The following is a 14,181-nucleotide window of genomic DNA, read 5'->3' on the forward strand; positions in this document are numbered from 1 at the left end:
CTACATGAAGAATAACAAACTGAACATCGCCTTCTTCGGCTCCAGCCTGGTGTCTGCCTACTGGAACGGTGCCGCAACGTATTACCGTGGCATTGTGAGAGCCCTGAGCGAGCGCGGCCACCACGTTACCTTTTACGAGCCCGATGCCTACGAGCGCCAGCAGAACCGCGACATAGACGACCCGGAATGGGCGAAAGTAGTGGTGTATGAGGCTACGGAAGAGGCTGTGTATAAATGCCTTGAGGATGCCGCCGAAGCCGACATGGTGGTGAAAGCCAGCGGCGTGGGCGTGTTCGACGAGCTGCTGGAGCGCGAGGTGCTGCAACTGCAGACCGACGAGCGCCTGGTGGTGTTCTGGGACGTGGACGCGCCTGCCACCCTGGACCGCGTGCACAACGACCCGAACGACCAGTTCCTGCAGCTGATCCCGCAGTATGATATGATTTTGACCTACGGCGGCGGCGACCCGGTAGTGAATGCCTATGAGGCGCTGGGCGCGAAGAAGTGTGTGCCGATCTACAACGCCTTGGATACGGCAACGCATTTTCCGGTAGCGCCTGACCCTCATTTTGAAGCTGATCTGGCCTTTTTAGGAAATCGTCTGCCCGACCGCGAAGCCCGCGTGGAGGAGTTCTTCCTGAAGCCGGCGGCGCTGGAAATGAACAAAAAGTTTATCATTGGCGGCAGCGGCTGGGGCGACAAGCAGATGACGGATAATGTGGAGTACGTGGGCCATGTGTACACCAAAGACCACAACGCCTTTAACTGCACCCCAAAGGCCGTGCTCAACATCAGCCGCGAAAGTATGGCCCGCTATGGCTTTTCGCCGGCCACGCGTGTTTTTGAGGCTGCCGGCGCCGGCGCCTGCATCATTACCGATTACTGGGAGGGCATTGATTTCTTCTTTGAGCCAGGCAAAGAGATACTGGTGGCCAAAGACGGTGCCGAAGTAGCGGAAATAATGGCTGATTTATCCGTAGAAAAGGCAAAAGCAATTGGAGAAGCTGCGTATAAGAAGGTACTTGCCGCGCACACCTATCATCACCGCGCGGAGCAACTGGAAAAACTGCTGTACGCAGAAGTTAAATCTACAAACAAAGCATTAGCATGAATATCGTAATTCTTGGCTTATCCATCACCTCCAGCTGGGGCAACGGCCATGCCACCACGTTTAGAGGCTTGGTAAAGGAGCTAAACAAGCAGGGCCATTATGTAACTTTTCTGGAGAGGGATGTGCCTTGGTATGCCGGCAACCGCGATTTGCCAAAACCGGACTATTGCCAAACAGAACTTTACAAGTCGGTGGATGACCTGAAGAGCCGTTTTACAGAAGAAGTGCGCGAGGCGGATATGGTGATCGTGGGCTCTTATGTGCCGGAGGGCGTGCCGGTAGGCGAGTGGGTAATCCAGACGGCCCGGGGCATAAAGGCCTTTTATGACATCGATACACCAGTAACACTAGCTAAACTGGAGCGCGGCGATTACGAGTACCTGCACCCGAACCTCATCCCGAAGTATGACCTGTACTTATCTTTCACCGGAGGCCCTACGCTGGACCTGCTGGAGCAGAAGTATGGCTCCCCGATGGCGCGCGCCCTGTACTGCTCTTTCGACCCGACCTTATACTACCCGGAGCTGATGGAGGCCAAATGGGACTTGGGCTACCTGGGCACCTACTCCGACGACCGCCAGCCGCCGCTCGACAAACTGATGCTGGAGGCAGCGCGCCAGTGGCCGCTGGGCCGTTTTGTGGTGGCCGGACCGCAATATCCGGCAAGTATAAAATGGCCGAAAAACGTGCAGCATATCCAGCACTTGCCGCCTGCCGAGCACCGTACCTTCTATAACAGCCAGCGCTTTACCATGAACATCACCCGCGCCGATATGATCAAGGCGGGCTATGCGCCGAGCGTGCGCCTGTTTGAGGCAGCGGCCTGCGCCACCCCGATAATCTCCGATTACTGGGACGGACTGGAAACCATCTTTGAGCCTGGCACGGAGATCCTGATCGCCAAGGATTCGAAAGACACGCTGAAGTACCTGCGCGAGATCTGCAAATCGGAGCGCAAACTGATAGGGGAGCGTGCCCGCAGAAAGGTAATGGCCCACCACACGGCCGCTCATCGTGCCAAAGAGCTCATAAGCTATGCCGAAGAGCTGATGACGCTGGAAAACCCGTTTGCCAACGCGGAGCTGGGCCAGGAAGTATAGCAACAAAGTATAGTTGATAAGAAAAGCTGCCGCCCCGGGATGATTCCTTGGGCGGCAGTTTTGCGTTAATGCATCAATAGCAGCTGCAGCTGCGTAATCTTTAAACAAAACATCATTAAACCACAGATAAAAGCATGACCGACATAGAAGCACTGGCACCCTGGTTTCATAACCTGCACCTGCCTAACGGCGAGCAGACAGCACCCGATCATTTTCTGGGGGACTTCCCTAAGTTTAAGTGGCAGGAGTTGGAGCCATTTATTCCGCAGGACCTGTCGGGGTGGGAGGTGCTGGATATTGGCTGCAACGCCGGCTTTTATAGTATAGAGCTGGCCAAGCGCGGCGCTAACGTGCTCGGCATCGATGTAGACCCGCACTACCTGAAGCAGGCGGAGTGGGCCGCCAAGCAGTTTGGTTTGGAGGATAAAATTGAGCTTAGGCAGATGCAGGTATACGACGTGGCGCGCCTCGACCGCCAGTTCGACCTGATCTGGTACATGGGCGTGCTTTACCACCTCCGTTACCCACTGCTCTCGTTGGACATCCTCTCTAAAAAATGCCGCGGGCAGATGGTGTTCCAAACCCTGACCATGCCCGGCAAAGAGGCTGCAGAGGTGGCCGATGATTTTGAGATAAACGACCGCAAGCGTATGCAGGAAGAAGGCTGGCCCAAAATGGCATTTATCGAAAAGAAAATGGCCGGCGACATTACCAATTGGTGGGCCCCGAACCACGCGGCTATACTGGCCATGATGCGCTCCTGCGGCTTAAAGTTGAAAGAGCAGCCGGGCCACGAAATATACTTGCTGGAGGCGGACGAGCAGCTGAAACAGGCGCAGCAGTGGAATGAGTCGGAATACCTCTCCGCCACCGGCCAGGACTGGCAGGAGGCCGTGCAGCAGAAAGTATCCGGCAAAAACGAGTACATGGTGCGGCACAATGGAAAGCAGGAGTAGGAGCAGCAATGTGCTGAAAGTATAACCCCAAGCCATGCACCTAGCGTGGCTTTTTTACGCCGATAAAGTATAACTTGCAAGTATGAGTGATAAAAGCAAAGCCCCACAGCCCTGGAAAGTCCTGAAATCGGATATGGTGGTGGATGAGAAATGGTATAAACTGCGCCGCGACGAGGTGGAGCTGCCTAACGGCCACGTGATGGATGATTACTACGTGAGCGTGCGCCCGAACGTGGTGTTGGTCTTCCCGCTTACCGAGGATGGCCATGTTATATTTGTGCGCCAGTACAAGCATGCGGCAGGTGATATTTTTATTGAATTGCCTGGCGGTGTGATTGACGAGCACGAAGTGGAGCCGCAGGAGGCCGCCCGCCGCGAGCTGCTGGAGGAGACCGGCTATACTTCCGAGGAGCTGGAGCCGGTGCTGGAGGTAATAGACAACCCCACCAAAGACACGAACAAGATCTATTATTACATCGCCCGGAACGCGCACAAAGTAGCCGAGCAGGATTTAGACGTAAGCGAGCACATCGAGGTGCTGAAGGTGCCGCTGGAGGAAGTGGAAAGTATGGTGTTGAGCGGAAAAGTAAACGTGGCCGGCTCCGTTGCACTTAGCCTGCTGGCTTTGCGGAAGTTGGGGGTGTAGTTAAAGGAGGGGAGTTTACTGCAGAAGTATAAACCCACCCCTAACCCCTCCTAGGAGGGGAATTTACCTCACCCCAGCCCTCTCCTAAGAACAGGAGATGGAGAGCTCTGCATTACCGGGTCCAACCACCCCTGCCCCTCAGAGCTACGCTCGCTACCTTCGAACTCGCGTTCTCGGTAGTCCAGAGGAGGGGAATTATACTTGTTCCATAGTTGGAGCCGCAGCTATTGAACTGATCCCAGCCTTTGGGTGGGGGTAGGGGCCCTCGACAAGAGCGCCTTGTGCATGTTGCGGTGCCGCGGATGCGGCAGCCGGAGCAGAGCGGAAAAGAGGGCCCCTACCCCCGGCAGCTTCAGGCACACAGCGCGATGCCCGAACGCGAGGCCTCCCGGCCTTGAGGGCACCACAGCCAGAGGTGAAACTGTAGGTATGTAAGACTGAGGATGAACTGCAGCTAGAAAGGATAGCTTGTATCAAGTCGAAGGAAGTGGTGGCTATGAAAGTACAAAGTCACAAGGTAAAGTATAGCCGAAGCAAGTATGCCTCTGCGAGCCAATTGAGTTACAAACTCAACATCATAAAAGGCACAAGCGAACGCTTGCGCCAGGGCTGAAAAACCTATCAAACCTTATCCTGCGCTAAACTTTCGCAAAAGGGTTCTCCGGCTTCACCAGCAGCACCTTCTCCCGCTCTACCACCACGGCGCCGGCAGGCGCGCCTTTAGGCTTGCGCACCCACTTCTTCGGCGTATAGATAACCGGGCATAGCGAGTCGGTTTTGCGCTTGCTGTAGTAGGCCGCCAGCTGCGCCGCCTTCTCCAGCACGGTGTTCGGAATGGTTTTCCCCGCCTGGTACTTGATCACCACATGCGAGCCGGACACATCTTTGGCGTGCAGCCACATATCCTCTTTATACGTATGGCGCTGCGTGAGCTCGTCGTTATTTTGCGAGCTTTTGCCCACCAGTATCTTAAAGCCCTCGCTCTCAAACACCCGAAACGGGATCTGCACCTGTTCCTGCTGTTTGCTGCCGAGGAGGTGGTTGTACTCTTTCAGAAAGACCTTCAGCTGCTTGTAGTTCTCCACCTCTGATAGCGCCTGCAGCGCGTCCTCCAGCACGATCAGTTCCTCCAGCTTACGCTCTACTTTCTCCTCCAGCTGCTTTACCTCCAGGTGCTGGTTCTTGGCTTTGCGGTAGAGGCGCTCGGCATACTTCTGCGGCGTTTCGTTCTGTTTTAAAGTATACCTGCGGTTTTGGTCGGTGTAAAAGTCGTAGAGTTCCACCTCGGTGGCGCGCGGCGGAATGTTGGTGAGGTTGGCCATGATCACGTCGGCGGTCTGGGAGTAGGAGCGGTTGTGGCGCAGCTCCTGCAGCTTCTCCTCGCTCTGCTCCATCACTGTTTTGGTAACGTGAACCTTGCGCTCCAGCTGCTGCTTTGCCTGCTCATATTGGCGCCTAAATCCTGTTTCGGATAAGTATAAACGCGTGTACTGATTGGCAGCCTCCAGCGGGTCCTGGAATGTATAAACCACCTCGCCGAGCGGCAGCAGCGAGAGGCGCAGCTTGTCCTGCAGCCGGATGATGTAATATGCTTCCGGGGCCTCCAGCACATCCAACATGCTCTGCACCAACTCCCATTTCTCCTCCAGCGCAGCCTGGCTGTAGCCGCGCTCCTCTAAGTATAAAGCCGGCACGTCGCCAAAGGTCGGGTATACTTTGCGCAGGTTGCCCTCGGCAGCGGCAAAGGCGGCAAAGTTCTGCTGCAGCGGCCGGTCCATCTGCAGCGGGTCCAGCCCGGCGTCGGCGGGGAATTTCTTCAGGAACAGCTTAATGGCCTCCCCATTCTGGTACAGCACTATGTTGGAGCGGTTGCCGAACATCTTGAACAGCAGCAGATAGCCTCCGGTAAGTATAAAATAGAAGCTGCGTTCGTTCTGGTGCTGCACCACGTCCTCCACTGTCTGCCCCTGCATCTCCTGCAGCAGCTCAATGGTGTTGGCGCGGGCCCTTTTAAACTCGGTGGGGAAGGAGAGGGAGGTGAAGTGCGGCCCCAACTGCGCCCGGATGTAGAGTTCCTCCTCCCCGCGGGCAAAGCCAAGTATAAGCTCCGCCTTGTTCTGGCTAAAAGCCGTAACTACCTGCATGCCCACCAGTTTGGTTTTGAGCGCCTGCGCCAGTTGCCGTAAGAAGTAGAAGTTTAGATGCACCTTTTTAGAGTTACGAATTACGAATTACGAGTTAGATTGCCTCATACCAATATCGAATGAATAATACGTATGGATCAGTTCCACAATTTACCAACAGCCTAGAACCCACCCCTAACCCCTCCTAGGAGGGGAATCTGCTTGTAGATCTATAGCAGGTACTGCGTACGAACAAACTGATGGTGGTATAAGCAATAAAGACAGAGACAAGTATAAACCCTTGAGCTTAACGCTAATCAGGTAGAGCCCGACTCGTAACCCGGCACTCGTGACTCAGAACTCCTCAAAGCTATAGTTCGATCTGCAGGCCGTCGTAGCCGAGGCGCACGAAGTCGGGGAGCTGCAGCTCTACCTCGCGGTGCAGGCCCATCAGGTGGCTGATGTGGGTAAGGTATGCCTGCTCGGGCTGCAGGTCCTCCAGCATGGCCACGGCCTCTTTCAACGAAAAGTGCGAGATGTGGTGCTCGTGGCGCAGCGCGTCCAGCACTACTACCTTAGAGCCGCGTATTTTTTCCTTCTCTTCCTCCGAGATGTAGTTGGCATCGGTAATGTAACTAAAATCGCCGACGCGGAAACCGAGCACGGGCAGCTTGTAGTGCATCACCCGGATGGGTATAAACTCCACGCCCGCCACCATAAACGGCTCGTCCTCGGTAATTGGGTGCAGTTCTACCCGCGGGATGCCGGGGTACTTATAATCGGAAAAGATGTAGGCAAACTCGCGCTTAAGCTGCTCCAGCACGCGCTCTTCGGCGTACAGGGGCATGTCTTTGTGCTGCGAGAAATTGTAGGCGCGGATGTCGTCGAGGCCGGCGGTGTGGTCTTTGTGCTCGTGCGTAAAGACCAGGGCGTCGAGCGTCTTGATGCGCTCACGCAAAACCTGCTGCCTAAAATCAGGGCCCGAGTCAATGATGATGCTCTTGCCATCCACCTCGAGGTGCACCGACACGCGCAGGCGCTGGTCACGGTAGTCTACAGAACGGCAAACCTCGCAGTTGCACCCAATAACTGGTACGCCCTGCGAGGTGCCCGTGCCTAGTAATGTTACTTTCAATTGGCGTTTTCTCCGTTTCGGATTTCATGGTAAAGCTGCCTGGTTTTGTCGCTCAGGCGGCTCTCATCCACAGAAATGGTGCGAAGGATATCGTAAAGGCAGTTTATCTTCCCCTCCAGGCTGTAGTATTTGTTCACTACCGCCACCTTCATGTCTTTTAGCACACAGTAGCCGGCTTTAAAGTTGCCTTTCTCGTAGCGCAGCACAAAATCCGACTCTGCAAAAATATCCTCCAGCTTGTTTAAGAATGGCCGCGTGTACTTAAGCTGCATTTACTTTACGGTATACTTCTTTACTGTTTCCACCAGCATGTCAAAATCCAGTGGCTTCGGCAGGTAGTCGTTAATGCCCACGGCCTTAAAGTCTTCCATGCTGTAGTTGTTTGCGTTGCCTGTTACCGCAATGATCGGAATGCCGGCAACCTGGGGGTCTTTGCTGGCGCGAATCTCCTTTGTGCAGTCCATGCCGTTCTTCACCGGGATGTTCAGGTCCATCAGGATAGCGTCGATTTTGTTAGACTCCACCTGCTTCAGCACCTCGCCGCCGTTCTTGGCTGTCAGGATCTTGTAGTTCTGCAGCTCCAGGATCTTCTTCGTTAGGTTCAGGATTACAGAGCTATCCTCAGCGATCAAAATAGTTTTGCTTTCTGCCATTTTCTAACTGAATATAATGTCCTTATAAGTTTTTTTATAGTTTTCGTACTGCGTCTGCAACTTGGCAAAGTTGAGTTCAACTTCGTCAAAGTTGTCGTTTTTAATATCGTGTTCTATTTTTTTGGCCAGTTCTGCCAGCAGATTAATGCCCAACGTGAAGCCTGTACCCTTTAGTTGGTGCAATGTACTTAAAATACCTTTGTAATGTTGTACATCCAGTTCTTTTTTGGCTTCCTCGATCAAACCGGCGGCTTCTTCCTCAAACTCGGTATATAATTGCTTGGTAAAATCCTCTCCGCCTATTTCCTTCAACTGCTCCACAATGGCCAGGTCGATGATCGGTTCCTGGTTTTCTAGTTCTTCTTCTGCTGGGGCGGTTTCCTCTGCTGCGGGTTCCCAGGCATTGCTTTCCCATTTGCTGATCATAGCGTGCAGGTCCGAGCTCTTCACCGGTTTCGACACGTAATCGTCCATACCCTGGTTCATGAACTTCTCGGCATCGTCTTTCATCGAGTAGGCCGTCATGGCGATGATTGGAGGGCAGTCAGTTCCTAACTTCTCTTTGATGTGCTTAGTCGCCGTCACGCCGTCCATCTCGGGCATTTGTATGTCCATAAAGATGATGTCATACTTGTTCTTGATGGCGTGGTCGATGGCCTCGTAGCCGTTCGAGGCGATGTCGGTGATGCAGCCCAGGCGCTCCAGCTGCTTCTGCGCCACTTTCTGGTTTATCTGGTTATCGTCTACCAGCAGCACGTATGGCTGAAACTGCAGTGTCTTGAACTCCTGGTGCTGCTGTTGCTGCCGCAGCCTCTGCTCCTCCATTTCGGCGGGGGAGGCCTCGCGCACCTTTATGTTAAACCAGAACACGCTGCCATCGCCCGGGATAGACTCCACCCCGATGTCGCCGCCCAAGAGGTGGGTCAGCTGCTTGGAGATGGCCAGCCCCAGGCCTGTGCCGCCAAAGGTCTTGGTAGAGGAGTTATCGAGCTGGGTAAAGTCGGTGAACAGCAGCTGCTGGTCCTCCGGCGAAATGCCGATACCGGAGTCTTTTACCCGCACATGCAGCCTGTAGTTCTTGCTGCTCAGCTTCTTGGCGCTCACGTGTATACTAACATCCCCGGCATTGGTAAACTTAATGGCGTTGGAGGTGAGGTTAGACAGCACCTGCAGTAGCCTGGTTTCGTCGGTGATAATGTGGCGCGGCACATCCGGCTCTAGCGTATAGGTAAAGTTCAGGTCTTTTTGCTGGGCCCGGTTGGCGAACAGCGAGTGTATCTTGCCCAATGTTTCCTGCAGGTCCACACCGCTTTCGTGCAGCACCAGCTTGCCGGCCTGTATCTTGCTCAGGTCCAAGATGTCGTTCAGGATGGCGAGCAGCGCGTCCGACGACTTACGCAGGGTATCGATGTACTCGCTCTGCTCGGGGTCTGTGTTGATCTGGCTCAGCAGGTCTATCATGCCGATGATGCCGTTCATTGGCGTGCGCAGCTCGTGGCTCATGTTGGCCAGGAACTGGGTCTTCACTTTCAGCAGGTTCTCGGCTTCTTCCTTGGCGCGCAGCAGGGCCGTTTGCGTGCGCTTCAGCTCCGACACGTCGCGTACCACGCCTTCCATGGCCACGGGTTCCCCCATCTCGCTGTACACCAGCCTGGAGTCGAGGAGCACGGTTTTCCTGGTGCCGTCCTTACACACCATCTCCACCTCAATGTCCCGCACGGTCTCCTGGTCCAGCACGGCTTCGCGGATATCTTTCTGGTCCTCGGTGTTCACGTAGAACTGCCCTGATGGGAAGCCCAGTACCTCATCCTCATGGTAACCCAGAAGCTGCGTGATGGACGGGCTCACAAGTATAAGCCTGCCCTCCAGGTCGGCGCGGTAGTACACATCCTGGAACGACTCGAAGATATTTCGGAACTTCTCCTCGCTCTCAGCCAAAGCCAGCTGCGATTTCTTCTTATCCGTTATATCCAGGGCAATGCCGGAGACTTCCTCAAAGGAGCCATCGGAGAGGTAAATCGGGTTGAGGTATACTTCGCGCCATCGTTCCGGGTACCGCATGTGTATCTCGAAGTGCTGCGGGTGGCCGGCAAAGGCCTGCTTATACTTGTCTTCCCAGAAAGCATACGAGTTCTCGTGCACCATCGAGCTGTCATCTATCCTGGAGAAAGGCCGTAGCTCATAGCCGCTGCGCTCGGAAAACTCCTGCGCAAAGTTGCGGTTAAACGAGGTTAGCTCGTAGTTGCGGTTAAGCGACCACATGTGGTGCGTACCAGACTCAAAAATGGCGTTCAGGCGGGCGTTCTGGTTGTTAATCTGCTCCTCGTTGCGCTTCCGCTCAATGGCCAGCGCCACCTGGTTCGATATAAAGTGTAGTATCTCGATGTCGGTGCTCACGTAGGCGTCCGGGTTCTGGTAATCCTGCAGCGTGATCACCCCGATGATGCGGTCGCCGATAGCCAGCGGAGAGCAAAGTATAACCTCCGGCACCTCCCCGAAAATATTGAAGTTCTCGCGCTGGGCCAGTTCCAAGAGCTCCTGCTTCTGCATGTACAGCGGCTTTCCGGTCTCAATGATATACTCCGAGAGGCCAACCGAGAACGGGCGCTTCAGCTGCGCCTTCGCCGACTTGTCTACAAACTGGTCTACCAGGTAGGCAAAGTGTAGGTACTTATGCTCGTTGTCGCAAAGGGCAATGTAGATGTTGCGGGTCTCGATGATCTTGCTCAGCTCCCGGTGGATGGCCGAGTACAGCGAGTTCAGGTCTTTGCTGCTGATGGCCAGGTTGGCGATGCTGTAGTATACTTTCTGCAGGCGCTCGGCCTTGATGCGGTCGGTAATGTCGTGCAGGATGGCGCGGGTGGCCACAGGGCGGTCGTCCTGCCAGCTGCAGGTTATACTTCCGATCAGGTGCACCGGCTTGCCTGCCTTGGTCAGGAACACCGTCTCGATCTTGTTCACGTTCTCGCCCTTGTACAGGTTCCGCAGCTGGTAAATCAGCTTGGCCTTGTAGTAGGGGTGCACAATGTCGTTTAGCGTGAGCGACTCGATATCCTGCTCGGTATAGCCCAGGCGGTCTTTCCAGGCTTTGTTTACGAAGATGAACTTGTTGTCTACCGAGATGTTCTGGATCAGGTCATGGGCATTGTCGAAGAGGTCCTGCAGGCGGATCTTGTTGTCCTTGAGGGCCTCCATGGCGATGCGCTTGTCGGTCATGTCCTTGCCCACGCTGGTGATGCCGGTAACATGGCCTTCGGGGCTGTACTCAAACATGCAGTTCCAGCGGATCGTCTTCAACTGTCCGGATTTAGTCACCACGTCGCGCTCGTAGTAGGAGCTCAGCTGCTTTGTCTCCAGCGAGCGCTTGTAGTCCTGCAGGCGCTGCACCCGCTCCTGCTTGGGTACCAGCACCTCATAGAAGTTTTGTCCTATCAGCTCCTCTGCCGAGTACTCCACATACATCAGGAAATAATCGTTGGCGAAAGCGATGTTGCCCTCGCGGTCCAGGCTATAGTATACCAGGTTTACCTTGTCCAGGAAGCTGCGGAACTGCTCCATCGACTCGCGCAGCACTTCTTCGCGGCGGCGCGTCTGCTGCGCCATTTTGCGCTGGGTAACATCGCGCTTAAAGGCCTGCAGATAGTGCTCGCCGTCCAGGGTAAGGCGGTTCACGGTTACCTCGGCATCAAACGGGGTGCCGTCTTTGCGCAGGTTCTTCCACTCAAAGGATGTGGAGCGGCCCGTTTCCAGCACCTCGCCCATCAGGCGCTCCATCTTCTTGCCCGACTGCTCCCCGTCCGGCTGTACCTCAGGCGAGAAGTCCATGGATGTTTTGCCGATCAGGTCCTCGCGGGTACAGCGGAAAAGCTCTATGGTTTTATCGTTGCAGTCTACAATCATCCCGTCCTTAAACAGAATAATGGCGTCGTAAGACGAGTCGAACAGCAGTTTATACTTGTCTTCGTTCTGGATGAGCTGCTGCTGCAGTTGGTGCCGGTCTATGTAGTTGCCGATGGCGTTGCCGATAAAGTCGAGCAGCGAGATGAAGGACTGCGTCATGCGCGGCTCGCTGCTCGGCCAGATCAGGATCAGGGCCAGCAGCTTGTTGGTGGTAGTGATGGGCACAACGGTAAGCGAGCGGTGCAGCCGCAATTGGAGCTGCTCTTGCAGCGTAACCACGGCGCGGCGCTTTTCGGGCGTGCAGAGCTGGCGCAGCAGCTCCTCGCTCAGCGTCATCTCCTCGGGCAGGGCAGGGGTGCCTACCTCGCCGGCAGAGTAAGAGAGCCTGGCAGGGCTGTCAAATGACTGCAAAGTATACACGCTGCCGCCTTTCACATCGCTCTTCTCCAGGAGCTCGTCCAGGGTGTTGTGCAGCACCTCGTGCTGGCTGTCGGTAGAGGAGAGGTTGGTGATGAGCTGGTTCACAAACTCCAGCTGGTGGTTGCGGAAGCGCACGTCCTGCTCGGTCTCGATCAGGTCGTTGAGGTTTTTAACGGAGCCATAGAGGATGTCCTCGGCCTTAAACTTTCCTTTTTGCAGCGTGATCTCTACGGGGAGCAAATCGTGGTTGTGCTCGTGCAGCCACCACTCAAACTTTTGTCGTCCTTCCTGCAGGGCCTGCTGCAGCTGCCGCTTCAGGGCCACCCGCTCAAACAGGTTCAGCTTCAGGGCCCTGAAAATAGACTTGCCAGTAAGCTGGTCCTTGTTCTGCTTCACCATCTGCAGGGCCGCCTGGTTGATGTCGATAAAATTGCCGTCGCAGTCGAGCAGGAACATGGGCTCCGAGTTCTCCTCAAACACATCGTGGTAACTGTCGCCGTCGTAGGGGAGCAGGGCGGTTGCCTGCCCCACATTGGCCAGCTCTACGCACACAAAGCTCTCGCCAAGGCAGTGCACCATGCGGCAGCTATAGGTAAAGGGGCTGCAGGCCGCGTCCTCCTGGGTCGGTACAGTGCCGGTATACTTCCGCTGCTGCTGCAGCTCGGACATAATGTGGGCAAACTCCTCGGCGGAAGTGCCCAGCAGGCTGCGCAGGTTACGGGATGTCCCAAAGTCGGAGTCAGGCAGCATATAGTTGCTGGTTTGCGCGTTGGCAGCCAGCACAAGGCCGCTTTGCTGCGCCACCACCACGCCGTGCGCGGGTTTGGCCAGTTGCACCAGCACTTGCAGCAGCACAGCGGCCGACTGGGTGAGGGTATCGTCAGGATGCCTTAGTTGTGAAAAGGGCATAGTAAATGTCTAAAGTATAAAAATGCCGTAGCCCCCTGCATTGGGGCAAGCTATTCTATAAATAAAGCGATAATTTAGCAAAAATTTGCATTGCAGACCATGCCTTGCCGCTCTAAGTATAGAAACAAGGCCTATGCCGCCTGATTTAAAACATTACGGCAAAAAAGAATCCGCCTTATATGTAAACAAGCACTGCCGTACATTTGTGCCTGCAACGGGTATAAAGAACCGCGGCGAACATATTTTTGTACGGCATTAAGGTGCTGGCAAGTATAAATAACATGGGTAAAGAGAAGAATAAGAGATACTTGGTAGTAGTGGTGGGCCCAACGGCAGTAGGAAAAACCGACCTGTGCGTGCAGCTGGCCAGGCACTTCCAAACAGAAATCATCTCCGCTGACTCCCGGCAATTTTTCCGGGAGATGAGCATCGGGACGGCAAAGCCAAGCCCTGCAGAGCAGCAAGGGGTAAAGCACCATTTCGTGGACTCGCATAGCATAACGGAGGAGTATAGCGCCGGCGCTTTTGAGCAGGATGTGCTGGCGCTGCTGGAGCGCCTTTTCCAGGAGCATGAGGTGGTGATCATGACGGGAGGATCAGGACTGTATGTGCGGGCCGTGCTGGAAGGAATGGATGAAATGCCGGAGATAGACCCACAGGTGCGGGCGCAACTGGCCGAGCAGTATGAACAGGAGGGGCTGCAGCCGCTACTGTTCATACTGCAGCAGTTGGACCCGGTATACTTTGCACAGGTAGACAAAGCCAATCCGCAGCGGGTGGTGCGCGCCCTGGAGGTATGCCTGGGCAGTGGCAAGCCTTATTCTTCTTTCAGGAGGAGCGAGGGGCAGGAGCGCCCTTTCCACATCATCAAAATTGGCCTTAACCGCGACAGGGCAGAGCTTTACAGCCGCATAGACCAGCGCATGGACCTGATGCTGGCGCAGGGACTGTCCGACGAAGCCAAAAGCCTGTACCCTTACCGGGAGCACAATGCGCTGCAGACGGTGGGCTACAAAGAAATATTCGAGTACCTGGAAGGGAAGTATGATTGGGACGAGGCCGTCCGGTTGCTAAAGCGCAACAGCCGCCGCTACGCAAAGCGCCAGCTTACCTGGTTCAACAAAAGACCGGACGAGTATACCTGGTTTCACCCGGAGCAACAGGAGGAGATCGTTCGTTATATTAATGAGCGAATTTCTTGATGGCTGGTTGTTAATTGTTAAACTTG

Annotated in this window: 10 protein-coding genes; 5 read left to right on the top strand and 5 right to left on the bottom strand. The window is 54.9% G+C overall.

Annotated elements, in window-relative coordinates; genetic code table 11:
- Positions 1-4: 4 nt before the first annotated feature.
- The 4 genes from FJM65_RS09020 to FJM65_RS09035 all read left to right on the top strand — a co-directional run bounded on the left by FJM65_RS09020 (position 5) and on the right by FJM65_RS09035 (position 3,813).
- A complete protein-coding gene (locus tag FJM65_RS09020) occupies positions 5-1,111 on the top strand; it encodes a CgeB family protein (protein ID WP_140621178.1) in 1,107 nt (368 codons plus the stop codon).
- Positions 1,108-2,211, top strand: a complete 1,104-nt coding sequence (locus FJM65_RS09025; RefSeq protein WP_140621179.1) for a CgeB family protein — start codon at positions 1,108-1,110, stop codon at positions 2,209-2,211. The genes FJM65_RS09020 and FJM65_RS09025 overlap by 4 nt, the downstream gene beginning before the upstream one ends.
- Before the next feature lie 134 nt (positions 2,212-2,345).
- Entirely contained in the window at positions 2,346-3,167 is an 822-nt protein-coding gene (locus FJM65_RS09030) for a TIGR04290 family methyltransferase (RefSeq protein ID WP_140621180.1), read from the top strand.
- Positions 3,168-3,249: 82 nt separating this feature from the next.
- Positions 3,250-3,813 (top strand): NUDIX hydrolase, encoded by a 564-nt coding sequence (locus FJM65_RS09035; RefSeq protein WP_140621181.1) that lies wholly within the window; start codon positions 3,250-3,252, stop codon positions 3,811-3,813.
- 638 nt (positions 3,814-4,451) lie between these two features.
- Here the strand turns inward: FJM65_RS09035 and FJM65_RS09040 are convergent.
- The 5 genes from FJM65_RS09040 to FJM65_RS09060 all read right to left on the bottom strand — a co-directional run bounded on the left by FJM65_RS09040 (position 4,452) and on the right by FJM65_RS09060 (position 12,953).
- The gene (locus FJM65_RS09040; protein ID WP_140621182.1) at positions 4,452-6,020 is read right to left on the bottom strand and encodes an NFACT RNA binding domain-containing protein; all 1,569 of its coding nucleotides are present in this window, start codon (positions 6,018-6,020) and stop codon (positions 4,452-4,454) included.
- A gap of 286 nt (positions 6,021-6,306) precedes the next feature.
- Entirely contained in the window at positions 6,307-7,071 is a 765-nt protein-coding gene (locus tag FJM65_RS09045; RefSeq protein ID WP_140621183.1) for an MBL fold metallo-hydrolase, read from the bottom strand.
- Positions 7,068-7,343 (bottom strand): hypothetical protein, encoded by a 276-nt coding sequence (locus FJM65_RS09050; RefSeq protein WP_140621184.1) that lies wholly within the window; start codon positions 7,341-7,343, stop codon positions 7,068-7,070. The genes FJM65_RS09045 and FJM65_RS09050 overlap by 4 nt, the downstream gene beginning before the upstream one ends.
- The gene (locus tag FJM65_RS09055) at positions 7,344-7,724 is read right to left on the bottom strand and encodes a response regulator (protein ID WP_140621185.1); all 381 of its coding nucleotides are present in this window, start codon (positions 7,722-7,724) and stop codon (positions 7,344-7,346) included. It lies immediately after the preceding gene.
- A gap of 3 nt (positions 7,725-7,727) precedes the next feature.
- Entirely contained in the window at positions 7,728-12,953 is a 5,226-nt protein-coding gene (locus FJM65_RS09060; protein WP_140621186.1) for a PAS domain S-box protein, read from the bottom strand.
- A 281-nt stretch (positions 12,954-13,234) separates the two neighbouring features.
- Between FJM65_RS09060 and miaA the strand changes: the two genes are divergently transcribed.
- Positions 13,235-14,155: a tRNA (adenosine(37)-N6)-dimethylallyltransferase MiaA gene (miaA, locus tag FJM65_RS09065; protein ID WP_140621416.1), complete on the top strand. Its 921-nt coding sequence runs from the start codon at positions 13,235-13,237 to the stop codon at positions 14,153-14,155.
- Positions 14,156-14,181: the final 26 nt, after the last annotated feature.

It is taken from the genome of Pontibacter mangrovi (genome assembly GCF_006385705.1).
Classification (GTDB): Bacteria; Bacteroidota; Bacteroidia; order Cytophagales; family Hymenobacteraceae; genus Pontibacter; species Pontibacter mangrovi.

What these genes read in the sequence shown, in the direction of transcription:
- miaA (WP_140621416.1), top strand. Translation starts at nt 13,235, where the DNA reads ATGGGTAAAGAGAAGAATAAGAGATACTTGGTAGTAGTGGTGGGCCCA.
- FJM65_RS09025 (WP_140621179.1), top strand. Translation starts at nt 1,108, where the DNA reads ATGAATATCGTAATTCTTGGCTTATCCATCACCTCCAGCTGGGGCAAC.
- FJM65_RS09035 (WP_140621181.1), top strand. Translation starts at nt 3,250, where the DNA reads ATGAGTGATAAAAGCAAAGCCCCACAGCCCTGGAAAGTCCTGAAATCG.
- FJM65_RS09020 (WP_140621178.1), top strand. Translation starts at nt 5, where the DNA reads ATGAAGAATAACAAACTGAACATCGCCTTCTTCGGCTCCAGCCTGGTG.
- FJM65_RS09055 (WP_140621185.1), bottom strand. Translation starts at nt 7,724, where the DNA reads ATGGCAGAAAGCAAAACTATTTTGATCGCTGAGGATAGCTCTGTAATC.
- FJM65_RS09050 (WP_140621184.1), bottom strand. Translation starts at nt 7,343, where the DNA reads ATGCAGCTTAAGTACACGCGGCCATTCTTAAACAAGCTGGAGGATATT.
- FJM65_RS09030 (WP_140621180.1), top strand. Translation starts at nt 2,346, where the DNA reads ATGACCGACATAGAAGCACTGGCACCCTGGTTTCATAACCTGCACCTG.
- FJM65_RS09060 (WP_140621186.1), bottom strand. Translation starts at nt 12,953, where the DNA reads ATGCCCTTTTCACAACTAAGGCATCCTGACGATACCCTCACCCAGTCG.